Raw genomic sequence first — 18,774 nt, 5'->3', positions numbered from 1 at the left:
CTCACTCGCCGTAGCGGGAATCGTCTTCGGGGCGCTGTTCCCGCGGGAACCAGGCGAGTTCGTGATCCGCGTCGAGTTCGAGGTCGACCGGACCGGAGTCGGGGACGTCCTCGTCGTGGTTGTGCATACACTGGATGGACTCCCCGGTGTCCAGTTCGACCTCGTAGAGGAACGTCGGGCCGAGATACCGCCGGGCGACGACCCGCCCGCAACTGGACTCGACCCCCTCGCAGTCGAGCGAGCGCACGCTCACGTCGTCCGGGCGGACGAGCAGATCGATCCGCGTGCGGTCGTACTCGGGGGCGAGCCCGTGGATCTGCTCGCGCGGGACCGTCCCGAGGTCGGTCTCGACGACGTCACCGGAGACGTAGCCGGGGACGAAGCTGGCGTAGCCGAGGAAGGCGGCGACGAACCGGGACTCGGGGTGCTGGAAGACGCCCTCGGGGTCGCCGACCTGCTCGATCTGGCCGTCGTTCATCACGGCGACGCGGTCGGAGATCGACAGCGCCTCCTCCTGGTCGTGGGTCACCGACACCGCCGTCACGCCGGTCTCTTTGATGATGCGCCGGACCTCCTCCCGCATCTCCACGCGGAGGTCGACGTCGAGGTTCGAGAACGGTTCGTCGAGAAGCAGGATCTCCGGTTCCGGCGCGAGCGAGCGCGCGAGGGCGACTCGCTGCTGTTGGCCGCCGGAGAGCTGATCGGGGTAGCTGTCGCCCTGATCGGCGAGGTCGACCAGTTCCAGCAGGTCGTCGACGCGCTCGCGGACCTCCTCGTCCGGGCGGTCCTTCAGGCCGAAGGCGACGTTCTCGCGCGCCGTGAGATGCGGAAAGAGCGCGAACTCCTGGAAGACGACGCCGACGCCGCGCTCCTCCGGCGGGACGAACGTCGACCCCGACACCGACCGCCCGTTCAGCCGCACCGCGCCGGTGTCCGGTCGTTCGAGACCCGCGACGAGTCGGAGGGTCGTGGTCTTCCCGCAGCCGGAGGGTCCCAGAAGCGTCAGGATCTCGCCTTCTCTGACCGACAGCGAGAGGTCCTCGACGACCAGTTCGGAGCCGTAGGACTTACCGAGGCCGTCCAGTTCGAGCACGACGTCGGCGTCGTCGTCGACGGCCGAGGGACCGGGAACCGACGTCGTCCCCGCCGACCGTTCGGCGTCACCGTTTTCGGTCCGTTGCTCCGCGTCCGACTCCACCGCCGTCTGTGTGCTATTTGACATCGTATCCCTCCTGTCTGAGTATCACGAGCATCGAGAGTCCAGAGACGAACAGCAAGACCAGCGCCGGAACCGCCGCCTGTCCGAAGTACCCCGAGGCATATGCTGTCCAGATATGCGTGACGAGCGTGGTAAAACCCGACGGTCGAAGCAGCAGCGTCGCGGGCAGTTCCTTCATCGTCGTCAGGAACACCAGCGCCGCGCCGCCGAACAGTCCCGGCGCGACAAGCGGGAGCGTCACGTAGCGGAACGCGCCCGCGGACGTCTGCCCGAGCGTCCGCGCGGCCTCCGGGAGCGCGGGGTCCACCGAGAGGAACGACGCCCGCAGCGACCCGACCGACTGGGGCAGAAAGCGGATCACGTACGCGAACACCAGGAGATACAGCGTCTGGTAGATCGGCGTCGCGTACTGGCTGCCGAAGAACACGAGAGCGAGTCCGAGGACGACGCCGGGGACCGCATAGCCCACGTAGCTGATCCGCTCGAACGCCGCCGGCAGCAGGCCGTCGTGCCGCGCCGAGAGGTACGCGACCGGGAGTCCGGCCACGACAGCGACGGCGGCGGCGGCCGCCGAGACGGTGACGGAGTTCAGCGCGTAGGACCACTCGAAGGCGAGCGACTGGTTCACCGACGCGGAGGCGGTCCCGAGCCACGAGAGGAGGATCGCCAGCGGGACGACGAGCGCCAGTCCCGCCACGAGCGCCGCGAACCCCATCGCGGGGTAGCGCCACGCCCCGAGCGAGACGGCCGCCCGGGAGCGCCCCCCGGCGGTCGTGCGCTCCTCGCCGCGGACCCGCGACTCCAGCCAGAGGATGAAGAGCGTCACCGCGACCAACTGCAGCGAGAGGAGAGTGGCGGTGTCGCGACCGAACGTCCCGAACTCGACGAAGATGACGCGGGTGAACACGTCGTATCGCATAATCGACGGCGTGCCGAAGTCCGCGAGGACGTACAGCCCCGAGAGCAGCGCGCCCGCCGCGACGGCGGGCCGGATCTGCGGGATCGTCACCCGGCGAAACGTCTCCCAGCGGTCGTGTTCGAGGGTCCGCGCGGCGTCGATCAGCGTCGTGTCCATCGACTTCAGCGCCGCCCGCGCGGTGATGTACACGTACGGGTAGGTGTAGAGCGTCAGGATCAACACGGTGCCTTCGAGACCGTAGATCTCGGGAATTCGCTCGATTCCGACCGGCGCGAGGAGCCGCTGGAAGCCGCCCTGCGGCCCGAACGCCGAGACGAACGCGAAGGCGCCGACGTAGCTCGGGATGACCAGCGGAAGGGAGACGATGATCGTCCAGAAGCGGCGGAACGGCAGGTCGGTCCTGACAGTTAGATACGCCAGCGGGACGCCGATGAGCACGCAGGCGGCCGTCGTCAGCGCGACGAGGATCGCGCTGTTGAGAAAGACTTCGAGCGTCGTCGGCCGCGTGAGCAACGCGACTGCCTCCTCGAAGCCGACGTCCAAGCCCGTCTTGACGAGCCACAGAACCGGGAGCAACACCGCGGCGGCGACCGCGGCCGCCGCGACCGACACGCCGAGTGGTAGCCCCGACTCTTCGCCGCCCTCGTCGTCCGCCGTCGTCCGGTGCTCCGTGGCCATCGTGAGTTCCCTGCTCCGTCGCCGGAGGCCCCGAGATCAGAGGACGCCCGTCTCCCGCAGGAGTTCGATCGTCGTCTCGAGGTCCGACAGTTGTGACAGGTCTAAATCCTCGGGCGGGTTCAACTCGTCGATCGTCGGGAGGCGCCCGATCGGCTCGACCTCCGGGACGAGCGGGTACTCGAACGTCGTCCGCGCGAAGTAGTCCTGCGCCTCCGCCGAGAGCAGGTGACGCACGAAGTTGGCCGCGAGCGTCGAGTCCTCGGCGGTGTCGAGGACGCACGCCCCGGCGACGTTGAACACCGCGCCCGCGTCGCCCTGCGTGAACGCGGTCGCCAGCGGGGCCGACTGCCCGCGTCGCGCGAGGACGCGCTGGATGTAGTAGTGGTTCGTCAGTCCGGCCGAGATCTCGCCGTCGGCGACGGCCCGGGCGATCTGGAACTCGTCGCCGTACTGGCTCACGCCGAGTTCCTGCATTCCGGCCAGCCACTCGCGGGTCGCGTCCTCGCCTTCGAGGATCCGCATCGCCGTGATGAACGCCTGGAAGGAGGAGTACGTCGGAGCCCACCCGAGTTCGCCCTCGAACTCGGCAGTCTCGGGGAACTCCATGATGCTGTCGGGGATGTCCGACTCCGAGAACGCGTCCGTGTTGTACGGGACCGAGCGGGCGCGGCCGGAGGTCCCGATCCACGAGCCGTCGGGTGCCTGGAAGCTCTCCGGGACGAAGTCGAGGACCTCCTGCGGGAGCGACTGCGTCCGACCCATATCCGCGAGCGCACCGAGTGCGCCCGCGTTCACCGAGTAGAAGACGTCGGCGGGGCTGTTGTCGCCCTCGATGTCGATCTGGTTGACGAGCTCCGCCGCGGAGTTGTACTGCGGGCGGACCGTGAAGTCCGGGTACAGGTCCTCGATGAACCCGACCAGTTCGCCGACGAGCGCCTCTCCGCGCCCGGAGTACAGCGTCAGTTCGCCTTCGAGGTCCGGCATCTCGGCCATCGGGACGCCCGAGAGCTCGCGGCTCCCGAACGGCGATTGGCCGGATCCGATCTGCTCCGGTCCGCCGCTTCCGGTGCTGCCGTCGTCGGTCTCAGTTTCCGTCTCGGTTCCACTGTCGCCCGGCGTGTTGCACCCTGCGACTCCGACGATACCTGCGGCGGCGGCTGCCTGCAGGAAACGGCGTCGCGTTCGGGGCGTTCCGTGTTTCTCGTTCATAATGTTGGTATAGTTGATTTAGGGTTGCCTAAATCGTATATGTGTTCCGATACGGTTCAGTCGTCCGCGAGGGCGGCCTCCGGCTCGCGGCTCTCCCGGCCGTCCAGTTCGTCGAGGCACTCGAGCCAGTCGAGCCAGTACTCCCCGCAGTGGTTCAGGAACGCGCCGTTGTTCCACTCGGAGAAGTCCCCGGTCGCGAACGCTTCGGCCATCTCGCGGGCGATTCCCGTCCAGGAGTCGGCGTCCTCGCCGACGCCGTCGACGACCTCCCAGACGTGCTCGTTGAGCTCCAGCCCGGGCACCTCGTTGTTCAGATCGTCGAACGTCGGCCGCGGTGCCTTGTTGTGCTCACAGAGCGGGTAGCCGTTCACGACGTCCTTCTCCAGCAGGTCGGCCGCGCGCTTGAGGAACACGCCCGACCAGATGTCGTCGAACCGGCCGACCTCCCACTCGTTGTCGTCCATCGGAAGTTGGTAGAACGCGGGGATCACCTCGCGCTCGAAGGCGAGGTTCATCGAGCAGACCGTGAGGTACTGCTCCGGCTCGGCGACGAAGTCGCCCTCGAAGTCCGACTTCTCGGTTCGCGTCTGCGCCTGCCCCTGCAGGTCGCCGTCCATCAGGATGCGGACGGCGTCGAGGTCCGGCACGTTCGTCCACAGCCCCTGAGAGGCGACGACGTCGGTGAGTTCTCGCGTGCCGGTCTCGACCGACTCGTCCATCGCGGAGTACGGGTAGCCGCGCGGGTACAGGCCGTGCTCGTCGGCGTGTTGGTAGAGGACGTTCACCCAGCGCTCGTCGCTCGCGACGGACTCGACTTCGTCGGTCCGATCGAGGTTCGCCATGTGTCGGCCGAAGAAGTCCCACTCCTCGTGCGGGAGCGTGTCGTCGTCGATGAAGACGCCGCGCTCGAAGCGCGGGTTGTCCCACATGTAGAGCAGACCGAAGCTGGTCTGGGCGTGCGAGGCCGCCGGGATCAGGTGCGAGAACGACGAGAGACCGCGCGCCTCGAACCACTCCTCGCGGCGCGAACCGTCGTAGACCGCCCCGTCGACGCCCTCCTCGTCCAGCATCTCCTCCATCGCCTCGACGTCGCAGAAGTCCTCGGTGACCAGGAGGACGAACAGTCGATCGAGGTCGAACCCGTGCTCGCGGGCGTTCTCGAAGTACTCCCGCATACACTCGTACTCGCGGATCGTCGGTACCACGACGCAGACGTCTTGGCTCATCGACTCCAACTCTTTAGGGCAGCCTAAAAGTTCTGTCGCTCTGCGGTCGCCCGCCCCCTCCGACGCGAATCCACACGTTCTTTCCGTCGTCGCGCTTCGGTCCGCACGTGCCGCAAACGGACGTACAGGACGACGTCGCCGTCGGCGTCCGCGCCGGACTCCTGCTCTCGCTTTCGGCCGCCGTCGCCTGGCTCTCGGGAGCGCCGGCAGTCTTCCCGAGCCTCGGTCCCACGGCGTTCGTGCTCTCGACGGCCCGTCAGGGGCCGAGCGAACGCGTGGTCGTCGGGGGACACGCCGTGGGCGTCGTCGCCGGGGTGGCCTCGTACCTCGCGGTCTCCGCGGTCGTCCCCGTTCCCGACTCGCCCCTGCTGTTCGATCCGCCGTGGCTGGCGCTGAGCGGGATCCTCGCTGTCGCGCTCACGACGACCGGGATGCGGGTGACTGACTCGGTTCACCCGCCCGCGTGCGCGACGACGCTCATCGTCTCGCTGGGGCTGCTCTCGCCGATCCAGTCGGTCGTCGTCGTGCTTCCCGCGGTGATTTCGCTGCTCGTCGTCGACCGCGCCCTGGACGGTTCGCTGCGCGGGTGAGAGCCGCTCGGCGCTCCGCCGGACCGTGACCGGCCGGACGCTCCCGACGGCTCGGGGAACCGTGAGGCTCAATTGACAGCGATCACACGTTCGGCTGTGCGACGCCCTCCACTCCCGTACACCGGCCCGTTGGCCGTCGTCCTCTCGAACGCCGTGCTCCTCGTCGGCATCCTCGCCTTCGGCTGGACCGCCACGGTCGTCCTCGGGGTGTTCCTCCTCGAACTGGCGATCGTCCTGTTCTGGAGCGCGGTGAAGATCCCGTTCGCGGCGAAGCGCCCGAACAACGCGATGGACGACCACCGACTGCTGGGGCCGTTGCAGGCAAAGCGCGGCGGCATCGACCTCCCGGACCCACTGCCGCCGATCTACCTCAGGAGCCTCCCGATTCTCGTCGTGACGGTCGTTTTTCTCGCGCCGTTGGAACTCGGGGCGGCGTTCCTCGTGTTCGCGCTCGCGGACCCGGTCGTCACGACCGAGGCGACCGGCCAGATCCTCCTCGGCGGAGTCGGCGTCTTCGTCGGCCGCGGCGTCGAGACCGCGGTCGACTACTTCCGCGACGACGGGTACCGCGACCACTCGCCCCGGTCGATCCTCTTGGTCCCGTTCAAGCACGTCTTCGCCGTCGGGACGCTCCTGTTCGTCGTCGGCCCGTCCGCCGTCGACAGCGCCGCCGTCCTCGCGCTGGCCGTCGTCGGAAAGCTCCTCTACGACCTCCGCGCGATTCAACTCGAACGCGACGACGAGAAGCGCGGTCTGTTCTACCGGCTGTACGGCGGCGCGGAAACGGAGATCACGCCCGTCCCGGTGACCGAACCGGACGGCGAGCCGATCCGTCGCGTCCGGCCCCCGCGACGGGTCCGCGTCGCCGACGCGCTCTACTGTGGGTTCGCCTACACCGCCACGAGCGGCGTGCTCCTCCTGTACCTGATCGCCGCACTCCTCGCGCTCTTCGCCCCGCTGCGACTCGTCGCGTACCCCCTGGCCGTGATCCTCGCGTTCGCCGCCTTGCGTGGGGGATCGCGGTATCTCAGATATGGCACGTTGGAGCACCGCTGTTACGAGGGCGTGCTCGTCGCGTACGACACGCTGATCGACGAACCCCAGCACCGGATCGAGCGCGGCGAGGTGGTCGCGGTCGACGTCGACGCGGACCTCGTCGATCGGGGCTTCGGGACGTCGACCCTCGAATTCGAGCGGGCGACGGGCGATGATTCCGGGCTACAGTGGACCGTCCCCGACCCCGAGGACGTCGACCGCGACGACACACCCGAGTCGATGGTGGTTCCCCACGTCGAGAGTCCGTCTGCCGTCGCCGACACACTCGGCGTCGGATGGCAGTACGAGCGCGACGTGGGGCGGTCGTAGTGCCCCGGTCAATCCGTCGTTATGGCTGTTCGACCGCGGTCGTCGCTCTGGCTACTGCCGTCGTCGTTATTCGATCGTCGTCGTGGCCAGATCAATTGTCGTGCGCTCCCTGACCGACTCAAAAAAGACAGTGCAAGTGCGAACCGTGCGCCAGTCGCGCGGTTTCGGACCTATGCGGACGTGCTCCCGCTCTGGAACGTCATTCCGCTGGTCGGCGTCGCCGTCGACGAGGCGTCGCCCTGCGGTGCGCCAGCGGTTTTCGTTCCCGAGACGAGGAAGGAGGCGACCTCGCTCACGAGTGCCTCGTTGTCCGCGACGGTCGCGCCGTCCGGCGAGAGGAACCACGTGTCGCCGATCGCGACGACGCTCCCGCTGCGGACCGCGACCGAGTACGTGCCGTTCTCGCGCGTCGAGGAGTAACTGACATCCTCGGCGGCGATGGCGCTGTCAGCTTGATCGCCCGAGACGACCGGAACGGCCGCCTCGAAGACGGTTCGGTCCGCGTCCGCTGCGAACTCGCTGTCGCCGCTTGCCGCGCCGTAGACGTACTGGAAGTTGTTCGCGTTCTCCTGCATATCGTACAGATAGCCCGCGTTGAAGGTGACGTCGAAGCGACTCGCGACGTCGTTCGGCTGGCCGCTCGCGGATCCCGCTGACCCGCCCGTCAGGCCGAGCAGCGAGGACGTCGCCGTCGCCTGCGACGGCGTGTCCGCCAGCAGCAGGACACGGCCGCCCGCGTCGGCGAAAGATTCGACTGCATCGCTCTCGTCTGCGGTGTACGTCGTCGCGGGGTTCGCCACGATCAGCGCGTCGGCGTCCTGCAGCGTCTCCGTGAACGGAGATGTGCCGTCGCCGCTGGACAGCCCGAAGCTCGATGACCCGCTGCCGGCGAAGAACCGCACCTCGTGGCCCGCCTCGACGAGCGCGTTCACCAGCGGTTCCATCTGTGCGCGGCTGATGGCGTTGCCGTGACTCACGTCGACCACGACCGTCTTCGAGGTGGTGGCTTCGGGAACCGAGACGCTTCCGTCGTCGTCGACGGGTGTCGCCAGCAGGTCTGCCGACTCGAACGCGGGCGCATCGGGTTGCGTGGATGCCGGTCCGTCGGCGGTATCCGTTGCGAATCCGACGCCGGCGGTCGCGCCGACGACGAGCAATGCGGCGACGGCGAACGTCAGGAGGACGGCGCGAAGATCACCGGCTTGCATTGTGCGTCACCTCCCGAGGAACGTCGAGCGACCCGTGCAGCATCAGGTAGTGGACCGTCTCGGTCCCGTGATTACCGAAGGTCGCGTGTACGCCGCTCGTTTCGGCGGCCGACTCGGCCTCCAGACCGAGTTGACTCAGGAGATTCGGCTGCGGCGACTCCATTCGCGTGACCGCGTAGTCGCTCATCCCCGCGCGCTCGGCGGCGGCCGCGATCGCGGTGTCGCTGCCGCCGATCGAGTCCGCGAGGCCGAGTTCGATGCTCCGAGCGCCGGAGTACACCTTGGCGTAGGAGATCTCGGACCGGGTGAGTGCGAGCGACTCGTCGCGCTCTGCCACCACGCTGCCGACGAACGCGCGTCTGAGCGTCTCGACCTGCTGTCTCACTTCCGCTTCGGTCGCGGTCGAGCCCTTGTCGGGACCGGTGACGACCTGTCCCGACGGCACGCCGCCGGCAGGGAGCGTCGCGCGGACGCCGATACTTCCGACGCTACTGGCCGGCGTGACGTAGATCTCGTCGGCCGGGGCGCTCATATAGTAGCTCCCCGAGGCCGCCATCCCGCTCACGCTGACCACGACGGGCATCACCTGTTCGGTGCGCTTGACGGCGAGGTAGAGTTGCTCACTCGCCGCGGCCGACCCGCCGGGGCTGTTGACGTCGAGGACGACCGCCTGGATCGACTCGTTCTGTCGGGCCTCCCGGAGGTTGTCGACGACCGTTGTCGCGGTGTCGGCGGTGACGGTGCTGTGCATCTCGATCACCGCTACCTGACCGTCGGGGGCGGTGGTTCGCTCCCACACGCCCGGGGCGACCGCGCCACCGACGAGCAGTCCGACGACCGCGGCGACGACGACGAGGCGGCCGGTCGAAGAGAGGCGTCGACTCACGCGCCCGCCCCGCTCGCGATCGGCGACGCTGCGCCGGTCGACTGCGTCCCACCGATCTCGTCGACTGTAGTATTCGCGTACTCGATGGTCTCCGTGACCACGCGTCCGTCCGCGTCGGTCCACGTGGTCTCGACGCGGAGCGGAAGCTGTCGCTCGGTGTCGATCCAGAGGGTTCGCTCGACCGACGCCGCCGTTGCGTCGGCGTCCGGCACGAGCGATATGACCGCGACCCGCTGGCCGTCGATCGTCGTCCGCCGCTCGACGGTCACGTTGTTCGTCTCGACGAGCGTCCCCGCGAGCGCGCCGTAGGAGGCGTGCTGGCCGTTCCGAGCGCGTTCGAGCCCGGTCGAGAGCGTCGGTTGGCCGCTCGACTCCGCCGAGAGGTCGATCGTCTCGACCGCGCCGGCCTGTGCGCCGTTCCGGTAGGTGATCTGCATCTTCTCACCGGGCTCGACGGCGACTCGGGCGCGGACTGACGCCGTCTCAGTCGGCGTCTCGACCGTCTTCGTCACGGTCGTCTCGTAGCTGTCGATCCGATCGTATCTGTCCTGTACGTTCTCGCTAACGGAGTCGGGGTCCAAGTTCCCGCCAGTCGGCACGATGCAACCGGCGAGGAGGAGGAGTCCGACAACCCCAATCGCGAGGGAGTGTCGTCTGTATTGTCTGCGGGGCATCCGTGTAGACGCGCTCAACTCCGACGTAAAGGTGTACTGGTTGTTATGAATCTTCAGTTGAACTGTCTCCGGAAAACGCATCGAGCAACAGCACCGCCTCCGTCTTCGAGAGAGGGTCGTTGGCGTTGCCGCAGTGCGGCGACTGCACGCAGGCCGGACAGCCGTCCGCGCAGTCGCAGTCCGAGATCATCTCCCGCGTCCGACGCAGCAGCGTCTCGATCTCGTCGTACCCGCTCTCGGTCAACCCGACGCCGCCGGGGTAGCCGTCGTAGATGAAGACGGTGGACTGGCCGGTGTGGGGGTGGTGCGGCGTCGACAGCCCGCCGATGTCGCCGCGGTCGCAGAGAAACGACAGCGGGAACAGCGAGATCATCCCGTGCTCGGCGGCGTGGATCCCGCCGTTGAAGCCGTACTCGCCGCCCGTCTCGCGCATCTCCCGCTCGACGTCCTCGGGGACCGTGAAGTACAGTGCGGTCGTCCGCAGCGTCGTCTCCGGGAGGTCGAGCGTCTCCCGACCGATGGCCTCGCCGCGGCGCGGATCGCGCCGCTCGAAGCCCGTGATCTGCTTCCGCATCGTCACCTCCGCGAATCGGACCGCTGTGTCGGGACGGGCCGCGAGCGACTTCGACTCGCGGTCCCGCTCGACGGTGATCGTCTTGTCGTGGAGGACGCGCGTGTAGTAGTCGGCCCACGTGGGCTGGAGGACCGCCGTGTCTCGATCGAGGTCCAACTCGGTCACCTCGTAGGTCGTCCCCTGGTGGTGGTAGATCGCTCCGCGGTGGGCGTCTCGCAGCGCGTCGGAGAACGACAGCGAGGAGACGACCTCGTTCGAGCGCGAGTCCAGGAGGTCGATCTCGCGGTTCTCGATCGTCCGCAGGCTCATCTCGTGTTGGGGGCTCCCCTCGCCGCTGTGGAGCCAGCGAACCCCCGCGTCGGTCTCTCGCCGTTCCAGTCGGTCGGCGGCCGAGAGCGACGAGACCACGTCCGGGAACGCCTCGCCGAAGTGGCGCTCGTCGGCGGTCTGTAGCCAGTTCTCAGCGGCCGCGCTCGCGACGTGGTCAGGCAGGAGCGCCTCGTTCTCGGGATCGCAGACGGCCCGCTCCGGATCCCCCGCCCAGAACTCCTCGGGGTGTCCGAGCAGGTACTGATCGAGTTGATCCTCGCCGCCGACCAGCACCACGAGCGCGTCGTCGTCGCCGCGGCCCGCCCGTCCGGCCTGCTGGAACGCCGACATTCTGGTGCCCGGATAGCCGTCGATCAGGACGGCGTCGAGTTCGCCGACGTCGACGCCGAGTTCCAGGGCGTTCGTCGACCAGACGCCGCGGATCGACCCGTCGTGTAACCCGTCCTCGATCTCGCGGCGGCGCTCGTGCTTCAGCGCCCCCTGGTACGCCGCCACCGACGCCGCCGCGTCGTGCTCGCCGCGCTCTCTGAGGTCGGCGGCGCTCTCGGTGGCGTACCGCTCGGCGGTCTGGCGAGCGCGCGTGAAGGCGAGCGTCTGCAACCCCCGCGACACGAGATCGACGAAGAGCCGCTTCGTCTCGACGTGGCTGGACCGGCGGCGGCCGCTCTCGTCGGACCCGTCGGAGGCGACGGATTCCGACTGATCCCGCCCACCGCTGTACTCCGGCGGGTTCCACAGCAGCCAGTGCTTCGCCCCCGTCGCGCTGGCGTCCTCGTCGACGAGGCGGAACGTCTCCTCGCCTCGGCCGGTCACGCGCGCGGCGTGCTCGACCGGGTTGCCGATGGTCGCAGAGCAGCAGACGTACTGCGGGTCGCTCCCGAAGCGCTCGCAGATCCGGTTCAGCCGCCGGAGCGTCAGGGCGACGTGGCTGCCGAAGACGCCGCGGTACGTGTGGACCTCGTCGATCACGACCGTTTCGAGCGACCCGAAGAACCACTCCCAGAGGCGGTGGGCGTGCGGCAGCAGCGCGTAGTGCAGCATGTCCGGGTTCGAAAGCAGCACCGTCGGACCGCGGTCCCGGACGTCGCGCTTCTCGGCCTTCGAGAGCCGCCCGGTGTACTGCTCGACGGAGACCCGACTGCCGAAGCCGAGCCCGTGCGCCAACTCCGAGAGCGTCTCCAGCTGGTCGGCGACGAGTGCGTTCTGCGGACCGAGATACAGCGTCCGACCGCCGTGGTCCATCGCGCGCTCGAACGCGGGCACGGTGTACGCGAGGCTCTTCCCGCTCGCCGTCGGCGTCGCGAGCACGACGTTCTCGCCGTCGCGGACCGCTTCGATCGTGTCCGCCTGGTGTCGGTAGAGCCGCTCGATTCCTCGATCTGCTAGCGCGCTGCGAAGTCGAGGTTCCAGCGCGACGTCGGCGTGGGTGGCGGCCGCTCCCTCGATCCGGCGGTGGTCGGCGATCTGACCGGCGTAGTACGGTCGCGTTCGGAGCCACTCGACGAGTTCGTCGATCCGCGGGCGTTCGTCCACGGTTATCTCTCCCCTCCGGGCGGCGGCACCCTCACGGTTACGGTCGCAGTAGCGCGGTGCCGCAGTAGCCGCTGACGCGGCGGTCCCAACACAGTTTTTCGCACGCCGTCCCTCGACCGTGCTATGAGAGAGGCAGACGACGGGACGAACGACACGCGGGCTCTCGTCGTCGATCCCGCAGCCATCGCCGCCGGGGAAGACCCCCTCGGAATCGGCGCGGGGACGGCACCGCCGGGGAGCTACGTCCTGTGCTATTCGACCGACGCGCCGCTGACTGTGGAGATCGGTGCGCTCGGTGCGGCGACGTTCGAAGCCGGCGCGTACGCCTACGTCGGCAGCGCGTTCGGCCCGAACGGGCTCGGGCGCGTCGATCGGCACCGGCGCGTCGCGGCCGGCGACCACGACGTCCGACACTGGCACGTCGACTACTTCGGCGGCCACCCGGACGTCTCGCTGGCGGCGGTGATCGCCGCGCCGCACGCCGACGTCGAGTGTCGACTGGCGTCGGGGCTCCGCGAGCGTGCGGCGGATCCGACTGGGGGACCGGCGGTCCCGCTCCCCGGGTTCGGTGCATCGGACTGCGCGTGCGCTACGCATCTGATCGGCGCCTCCGACGTCGACACGCTCCGCTCGATGGGCTTGGAGGCCGTCGCGTCGGTTCGGGAATGACGAACGCCTTGCGTGCTGAGCAGCAGGCGACTGCGCGAAAATCCGCGCTGTGACCGTCCGGGCAGAGCGGCCACAGCGCGCTTGTAGCGGACGCGGCCGTCGATTCGGCCACAGTTCCGGAAACACGAGGCACCGTGTCGCCGGGTCGAACGCTACAGTATGCCGGTTGTCAGAGGCACCCCGGCATCAGAATTGTTCGTCGTCCCGATACTTATAATCTCCCACTTATGTAACCCTAACTGCAACAGCCAGCGACGATTCCCGTGTGTATGCTCGGATAGACTGATAATCCATAGCTAAATCGGGTTTTTCACTGTAGCTTTCGAGGAAACCACTCGGGGAACCGGTTCCATCGATTGTCCGGGCAGTCTGTTCGGATTACGACACTACCTGTTCGCCTTTTCCGAACTGGTTGGTGAACTCACTGCTGATCGAACATCCCCGTCGACATGTACCGCTCGCCGCTGTCCCAGAAGACGGTGATTATCAGGGGGCAGTCGGTCGACGCGCCGTCGGCGGTGGCGTCGCCAGTCCCGTTACCGTCTTCGGGAGCCGTCCGCTCGTCGTCGCGTTCGATGATGTACTCGGGTTCGGACTCGGCGCACTCGACGTTGGGGTCGGCGAGCCGTTCGGCGACGCGCTTGGCGGCGACGTTCGACGCGCCAGAGGACTGCCCGACGAGAATCCCCTCCTCGCGGGCGAGACGGCGGCACTCGGCCTCGGCCTCCTCGATGGTCACGGTCTCGACGTCGTCGAGCAGATCCCGGTCGAGGTTCGGGCTGACGAACCCCGGACCCATCCCCTGGAAGTCGTCCGCGCCGGGTTCGCCGCCGGAGAGGACCGCGTTGTCGGCGGGTTCGACCGCGACGATCTCCATCTCGGGGAACGCCTCGCGCAGCCGACGCCCGATGCCGGTGATCGTCCCCCCGGTCCCGACGCCGGCGACGAGCGCGTCGACGGTCCGGTCGCCGATCTGTTCGAGGATCTCCTCGCCCGTCGTCAGGTAGTGCGCCCGGGGGTTCGCGGGATTCTCGAACTGTCGGAGCTGGATCATCCCCTCCTCTCGTTCCAGTTCGTCCGCGCGGTCTTTCGCCTCGGAGATCTCGCCGTCGACGAGTTCGATGTCGGCCCCGTAGGCCTTCATAATCTGGCGTCGTTCGGGCGATTTCGACCCCGGCATCACGACCGTGAGGTCGTAGCCCTTCGCGGCCGCGACGACCGCGAGGCCGATCCCGGTGTTGCCGCTCGTCGGTTCGACTAGGGCGTCACCCGGTTCGATCTTCCCCTCTCGTTCGGCGCGCTCGACCATCGCGAGCGCCGGGCGGTCCTTCGCTGATCCGCCGGGGTTCTTCGATTCGATCTTCGCGGCGATCGTCGCGCCCGGCGGCGAGCCGACGCGGACCAGCGGCGAGCCGATGGTCTCCAGCACGTTCGCGTTCATCGACCCGACCTTCGTCACTCGGGCACAAGACGGTGACGACGTCGGCCACGCGGTGTCACTTTCTGGGACGCGCCGTCGCGGGCGCGGTGACCGGGCAGCCGTGGACGCCTTCCGCGGGATTTACCCCCTCGCCCGCCGTACGACGGGATATGTCCGAAGCCGACGCCGACGCCGGAACGCTCGAAACGATGCAGCCGAACCCCGCGTGGGACGCCGACGCCCACGCCGACGCGGTCGAGGCGCTCTCGGAGGACGGCCTCGTCTTCCGCGTCTGGGGCGGCGACTGGTGCGGCGACTGCCGCGGCCAACTGCCCGACTTCGGAGCCGCGCTCGCCGCCGCCGAGGTGCCCGACGAGCGGGTCCACCACTACCCGGTCGAGAAAGCCGACGACGGGAGCAAGATCGGCCCGCTCGTCGAGGAGTACGACGTCGAGTTGATCCCGACCGTCGTCGTCGAACGCGACGGCGAGGAGGTCGCGCGGTACGTCGAGGACGAGAACCAGCCGATCGCGAGCTACCTCGCTGCGCGGTTGTAACGTCCGGATTTCCGGGCACCGGGTTTTTGTGTCTACCGTGCGCAACGCGGAACCGGATGGACGCACCTGACCTAACGGGTGTCCTACTGGATCACACGCAGGACAAGATCGTTCTACTCGATCGGAGCGGTGCGTTCACGTACGCCAACGACGCCACAGAGCGTATTCTGGGGTTCGCGCCCGAGGAACTGCTCGGCGAGAACGCGTTCGAGTACGTTCACTCGAACGACCGACAGATGGTCCGTAGAGCGTTCGACCGGACCATCGAGCGCGACTCGTTCACCGAGACGACCGTCGAGTACCGACACCGGACGAAAGACGGGTCGTGGGTCTGGCTCGAGAGCCGGATGTCGAACCTCACCGACTCGGCCCTCGACGGCTACGTCGTGAGTTCACGCGACGTCACAGACCGCGTGCACGCGGAGGAGGAGCGTCGACAGACCGCCGAGCGACTGGAGGAGATCGCGTCCGTGTCGGGGGACGTCCTGTGGATGTTCGACGCCGACTGGTCGGAGGTCCTGTTCGTCAACCCCGCCTACGAGGCGGTCTACGGCCGACCGGCCGACGAGGTCGAGGCGAGCCCCGAGTCCTTCCTCGAGGCGATCCACCCCGACGACCTCCCGAGAGTCCAAGACGCGATGGAGTGCCTCAGCGCCGGTCAGTCGGTGGATATGGAGTACCGCGTGAACCCCGAAGAGAACTACAACCGCTGGGTGTGGGTTCAGGCCGAACCGATCGTCGCGGACGGGGAGGTCGTCCGGATCACGGGCTTCGCGCGCGACGTCACCGACCGGCGTCGTCGCGAGCGTCAGTTGTACGTGATGGACAACCTCCTCAGGCACAACCTCCGGAACGACCTCAACGTCATCATGGGCGTCGCGGAACTCATCGAAGACGACGCCCCGGAAACCGCAGAACGAACGGCGGTGATCCGCCGCACGGGCGAGGCGCTCCTCGAGAGCGCCGAAAAGGGACGGGAGATCATCGACCTCGTCACGAAGCGCGCGCGTCGGGAACGCGTCGACCTCCCGTCTCTCGTGGAGGACGCCCTCGACACGATCGACGTCGGTTCGGCGCAGGACTCGTCGAAACCGGTCCGATCGAGTCCTGCACCGTTCGGGCCCGCGCGGAACTGTGCCTCTGCGTCGTCGAGCTGCTGGAGAACGCGATCCGTCACAGCGAGCGGGCGGACCCGTTCCTGCGCGTGTCCGCTCGGTGCGCCGACGGCGTCGCGACGATCACCGTCGAGGACGACGGCGCGCCCATCCCGCCGATCGAGGCCGACGTACTCGAGGGGAACCACGAGATGAACGACGTCTACCACAGCAGCGGCCTCGGGTTCTGGCTCGTCTACTGGTGCGTCGAACTCTCCGGCGGTTCGATCGCCGTCGACTCCGGGGCCCAGTCCGGAAACGCGATCAGCATCAGGCTCCCGAACGCCGTCTCGCCATCGACTTCCTGATCCTGTCGACCGGATTACGGCCCGCCGACGCCCGGCCGTTCGCGCCTCACCGCCCGGTCTCGCCTCAGGGCTCGCCCTCGCTATCGAACCAGCCGAGCGCCTCCGACAGCGAGTGCGCCGGCGGCGAGCACGTCCGCCCCTCGCAGACGTAGACCGTCGGCTCGCCGTCGCGCATCTCCCGGCCCTTCCAGATCGCCGGGACCTCGCCGAGTCCGAGCGCGTCGAGCCAGCCGTCGAGGTCGCCGTCCGTCGGCGGCCGCGGCGAGACGACGGCGTCCGGAAGGTACGTCGTCGCGAGCGAGTCGCGGAGCGACTCAGGAAGCGGGACCGCCCCGCCCGAGTCCTCGGCGGCGACGACGACCTCCGTCCCTCCCCGATCGCGCTCGTCGACCGCGAGCGCCAGCGAGACGTGTTCGAGGGGCCGGCCGCGGATCCGGTTCGCGTGGGTGTCGAGCACCGCGCTCGCGACGTCGCCGAACCCCTCATCGGGGGCGAACGCGTCGAGATCGAGGAGGAGTTTCGTCGCGACGCCGGCGCTGGACGGCGTCGATTGGTCCTGCAGCTCCTGCGGTCGCGTGACGAGCGACTCGCCCTCCGCCGGAGTCATGTACAGCGTTTCCGCCCCGTCGTCGTAGAACTCGCTGCCGATCACGCGGGCGAGGTCCAGCCCGAACGCGAGGTGCTCGACGTCACCCGTCACCTGATACAGGTCGAACGCCCCGCGAGCGAGGAACGCGTAGTCGTCGAGGTAGCCGTCGCCCTTCACGTCGCCGTCCTTGTAGCGGCGCGCGAGCCGTCGGTCCGCTGCGTCCCAGAGGTGCTCGCGGACGAACGCGAGCGCGTCGGCTGCCAGCTCCGCGTACTCGTCGTCGCGGAGCACCAGCCCGCCGCGAGCCAGACTCGAAATCGCGAGCCCGTTCCACGAGGCCAGTACCTTCTCGTCGCGCGCCGGACGGACACGCTCCTCGCGCGCCTCGAACAGCGCCGCTCGGGCGTCGTCGAGGCGGTCGACGATCTCCCGCTCCTCGCAGTCGTACGTGTCCGCGAGTTCCGGGATCGACGCATCGACCGTGAGCACGGTCTTCCCCTCGAAGTTCCCTCCCGGCGTCACCCCGAAGCGGTCCAGCGCGATGTCGGCCGTTCGCTCGTCGCCGATCGCCGCTTCCACTTCCTCGGGCGTCCAGACGTAGTATTTGCCCTCCTCGCCCTCGCTCCGCGCGTCGAGCGTGCTGAAGAATCCGCCCTCCTCGTGGCGGAACTCCCGCGCGAGGAAGTCGAACGTCTCGCGGGCGATCGTGGCGTACGACTCCCGGCCGGTGAGCCGGTAGGCCGCGAGGTAGACCCGCGGGAGCTCCGCGTTGTCGTAGAGCATCTTCTCGAAGTGCGGAACCGTCCACTCCCGGTCGGTCGCGTAGCGGTGGAAGCCGCCGCCGACGTGGTCGTAGATGCCGCCCGCCGCCATCGCGTCCAGTGTCGTCGTCGCCGCCGAGAGCGCGTCATCCGACCCGCTGCGCGCGTACGAGCGGAGCAGCGCTTCGATCCGCCCGGGCTGGGGGAACTTCGGACCACCGGACCCGAAGCCGCCGTGCTCGCTGTCGGTCGCGCGCAGCGCCGCCTTCGCGACGTTTCCGAGCGCGCCGTTTTCGCCGCCGCCGGCCGTGCCGCCCGACGACGACGTCGAGCCCCCAGACGTCCCCGACCCGCCCGGATCGGTCGTTTCGAGATTGTCCCGCAGCGCGTCGGTCCACTGCTGAGCGCGGTTCTCCATCTCCTCGCGGTCGGATTCCGACTCCCACGAAGCCGCGAAGGACCGGCAGACGTCCAGGAACCCCGGGACGTTCCCGCGCTGGGGGTTCTCGTTCTTCGGGAAGTAGGTGCCGACGTAGAACGGTTTGCCCTCGGGGGTGAGCCACACCGAGAGCGGCCACCCGCCGCCGCCGGTGACGAGCTGGCAGATCGTCTGGTAGACGCGGTCGAGGTCCGGGCGCTCCTCGCGGTCGACCTTGATCGGGACGAAGGAGTCGTTGAGGACGGCCGCGACCTCCTCGTCCTCGAAGCTCTCCTCGGCCATCACGTGACACCAGTGACACGCCGAGTACCCGATCGAGAGGAAGATCGGCCGGTCGGTCGCCTGCGCCGCCCGGAGCGCGGCGTCGTCCCACGGCTGCCAGTGCACCGGGTTGTCGGCGTGCTGCCGGAGGTACGGGCTCTCCTCCTCGTCGAGCCGGTTTCGGGCGAGCGGATCGTCCATACCG

The 18,774-nt window shown here is 68.5% G+C and carries 15 protein-coding genes and 1 pseudogene; 6 read left to right on the top strand and 10 right to left on the bottom strand.

Features of this window, described 5'->3' with window-relative positions:
• Position 1: 1 nt before the first annotated feature.
• From ACP99_RS17300 to ACP99_RS17285, 4 genes are read right to left on the bottom strand one after another with little or no spacing between them, the layout of a single operon-like run.
• The gene (locus ACP99_RS17300; protein ID WP_081927564.1) at positions 2-1,222 is read right to left on the bottom strand and encodes an ABC transporter ATP-binding protein; all 1,221 of its coding nucleotides are present in this window, start codon (positions 1,220-1,222) and stop codon (positions 2-4) included.
• Positions 1,212-2,816: an ABC transporter permease gene (locus ACP99_RS17295; RefSeq protein ID WP_049987788.1), complete on the bottom strand. Its 1,605-nt coding sequence runs from the start codon at positions 2,814-2,816 to the stop codon at positions 1,212-1,214. Before ACP99_RS17295 ends, ACP99_RS17300 begins: the two co-directional genes overlap by 11 nt.
• A gap of 36 nt (positions 2,817-2,852) precedes the next feature.
• A complete protein-coding gene (locus ACP99_RS17290) occupies positions 2,853-4,025 on the bottom strand; it encodes an iron ABC transporter substrate-binding protein (RefSeq protein WP_049987787.1) in 1,173 nt (390 codons plus the stop codon).
• Positions 4,026-4,081: 56 nt separating this feature from the next.
• Complete coding sequence (locus ACP99_RS17285; protein WP_049987786.1) at positions 4,082-5,251, bottom strand: alpha-1 4-glucan-protein synthase; 1,170 nt, start codon at positions 5,249-5,251, stop codon at positions 4,082-4,084.
• A gap of 107 nt (positions 5,252-5,358) precedes the next feature.
• Here ACP99_RS17285 and ACP99_RS17280 point away from each other — a divergent pair, with 107 nt between their 5' ends.
• Entirely contained in the window at positions 5,359-5,841 is a 483-nt protein-coding gene (locus ACP99_RS17280; protein WP_049987785.1) for an HPP family protein, read from the top strand.
• Positions 5,842-5,937: 96 nt separating this feature from the next.
• Complete coding sequence (locus ACP99_RS17275) at positions 5,938-7,206, top strand: DUF6498-containing protein (protein WP_049987784.1); 1,269 nt, start codon at positions 5,938-5,940, stop codon at positions 7,204-7,206.
• Positions 7,207-7,376: 170 nt separating this feature from the next.
• Here ACP99_RS17275 and ACP99_RS17270 read toward each other — a convergent pair whose 3' ends face one another.
• From ACP99_RS17270 to ACP99_RS17255, 4 genes are read right to left on the bottom strand one after another with little or no spacing between them, the layout of a single operon-like run.
• Positions 7,377-8,414 carry a DUF4350 domain-containing protein gene (locus ACP99_RS17270; RefSeq protein WP_049987783.1) on the bottom strand — a complete coding sequence of 346 codons (1,038 nt, stop codon included), beginning with the start codon at positions 8,412-8,414 and terminating at the stop codon, positions 7,377-7,379.
• The gene (locus ACP99_RS17265) at positions 8,401-9,300 is read right to left on the bottom strand and encodes a S49 family peptidase (protein ID WP_049987782.1); all 900 of its coding nucleotides are present in this window, start codon (positions 9,298-9,300) and stop codon (positions 8,401-8,403) included. Before ACP99_RS17265 ends, ACP99_RS17270 begins: the two co-directional genes overlap by 14 nt.
• Positions 9,297-9,974, bottom strand: a complete 678-nt coding sequence (locus ACP99_RS17260; RefSeq protein WP_156105793.1) for an outer membrane lipoprotein-sorting protein — start codon at positions 9,972-9,974, stop codon at positions 9,297-9,299. The genes ACP99_RS17265 and ACP99_RS17260 overlap by 4 nt, the downstream gene beginning before the upstream one ends.
• A gap of 43 nt (positions 9,975-10,017) precedes the next feature.
• Positions 10,018-12,393 (bottom strand): DEAD/DEAH box helicase, encoded by a 2,376-nt coding sequence (locus ACP99_RS17255; protein ID WP_049987811.1) that lies wholly within the window; start codon positions 12,391-12,393, stop codon positions 10,018-10,020.
• Positions 12,394-12,534: 141 nt separating this feature from the next.
• On the opposite strand from ACP99_RS17255, the gene ACP99_RS17250 reads away from it, so the two are divergent.
• Positions 12,535-13,080 (top strand): GIY-YIG nuclease family protein, encoded by a 546-nt coding sequence (locus ACP99_RS17250; protein WP_049987780.1) that lies wholly within the window; start codon positions 12,535-12,537, stop codon positions 13,078-13,080.
• A 421-nt stretch (positions 13,081-13,501) separates the two neighbouring features.
• Here the strand turns inward: ACP99_RS17250 and ACP99_RS17245 are convergent, their stop codons facing one another.
• The gene (locus tag ACP99_RS17245; protein ID WP_049987810.1) at positions 13,502-14,521 is read right to left on the bottom strand and encodes a PLP-dependent cysteine synthase family protein; all 1,020 of its coding nucleotides are present in this window, start codon (positions 14,519-14,521) and stop codon (positions 13,502-13,504) included.
• 149 nt (positions 14,522-14,670) lie between these two features.
• Between ACP99_RS17245 and ACP99_RS17240 the strand changes: the two genes are divergently transcribed.
• From ACP99_RS17240 to ACP99_RS21345, 3 genes and pseudogenes are all read left to right on the top strand, one after another.
• Positions 14,671-15,057, top strand: coding sequence for a thioredoxin family protein (locus ACP99_RS17240; RefSeq protein WP_049987779.1), 387 nt, complete (start codon positions 14,671-14,673; stop codon positions 15,055-15,057).
• 56 nt (positions 15,058-15,113) lie between these two features.
• Positions 15,114-15,812, top strand: a pseudogene (locus ACP99_RS21350) (PAS domain-containing protein); the annotation flags it as partial.
• On the top strand, positions 15,701-16,519 hold the full coding sequence (locus ACP99_RS21345) for a sensor histidine kinase (protein ID WP_331280794.1): 819 nt from the start codon (positions 15,701-15,703) through the stop codon (positions 16,517-16,519). The pseudogene ACP99_RS21350 and the gene ACP99_RS21345, both read left to right, overlap by 112 nt.
• A 64-nt stretch (positions 16,520-16,583) precedes the next feature.
• On the opposite strand, the gene ACP99_RS17230 is transcribed toward ACP99_RS21345, so the two are convergent.
• A complete protein-coding gene (locus tag ACP99_RS17230; protein ID WP_049987778.1) occupies positions 16,584-18,770 on the bottom strand; it encodes a thioredoxin domain-containing protein in 2,187 nt (728 codons plus the stop codon).
• Between the last annotated feature and the right edge of the window lie 4 nt (positions 18,771-18,774).

This window comes from Halobellus rufus (genome assembly GCF_000739575.1).
Lineage (GTDB): Archaea > Halobacteriota > Halobacteria > Halobacteriales > Haloferacaceae > Haloquadratum > Haloquadratum rufum.
This window is presented reverse-complemented; position numbering and strand designations above follow the sequence as displayed.

Coding starts and splice junctions, on each gene's coding strand:
- ACP99_RS17300 (WP_081927564.1), bottom strand. CDS start 1,222: ATGTCAAATAGCACACAGACGGCGGTGGAGTCGGACGCGGAGCAACGG.
- ACP99_RS17295 (WP_049987788.1), bottom strand. CDS start 2,816: ATGGCCACGGAGCACCGGACGACGGCGGACGACGAGGGCGGCGAAGAG.
- ACP99_RS17290 (WP_049987787.1), bottom strand. CDS start 4,025: ATGAACGAGAAACACGGAACGCCCCGAACGCGACGCCGTTTCCTGCAG.
- ACP99_RS17285 (WP_049987786.1), bottom strand. CDS start 5,251: ATGAGCCAAGACGTCTGCGTCGTGGTACCGACGATCCGCGAGTACGAG.
- ACP99_RS17270 (WP_049987783.1), bottom strand. CDS start 8,414: ATGCAAGCCGGTGATCTTCGCGCCGTCCTCCTGACGTTCGCCGTCGCC.
- ACP99_RS17260 (WP_156105793.1), bottom strand. CDS start 9,974: ATGCCCCGCAGACAATACAGACGACACTCCCTCGCGATTGGGGTTGTC.
- ACP99_RS17250 (WP_049987780.1), top strand. CDS start 12,535: ATGAGAGAGGCAGACGACGGGACGAACGACACGCGGGCTCTCGTCGTC.
- ACP99_RS17245 (WP_049987810.1), bottom strand. CDS start 14,521: ATGAACGCGAACGTGCTGGAGACCATCGGCTCGCCGCTGGTCCGCGTC.
- ACP99_RS17240 (WP_049987779.1), top strand. CDS start 14,671: ATGTCCGAAGCCGACGCCGACGCCGGAACGCTCGAAACGATGCAGCCG.
- ACP99_RS17230 (WP_049987778.1), bottom strand. CDS start 18,770: ATGGACGATCCGCTCGCCCGAAACCGGCTCGACGAGGAGGAGAGCCCG.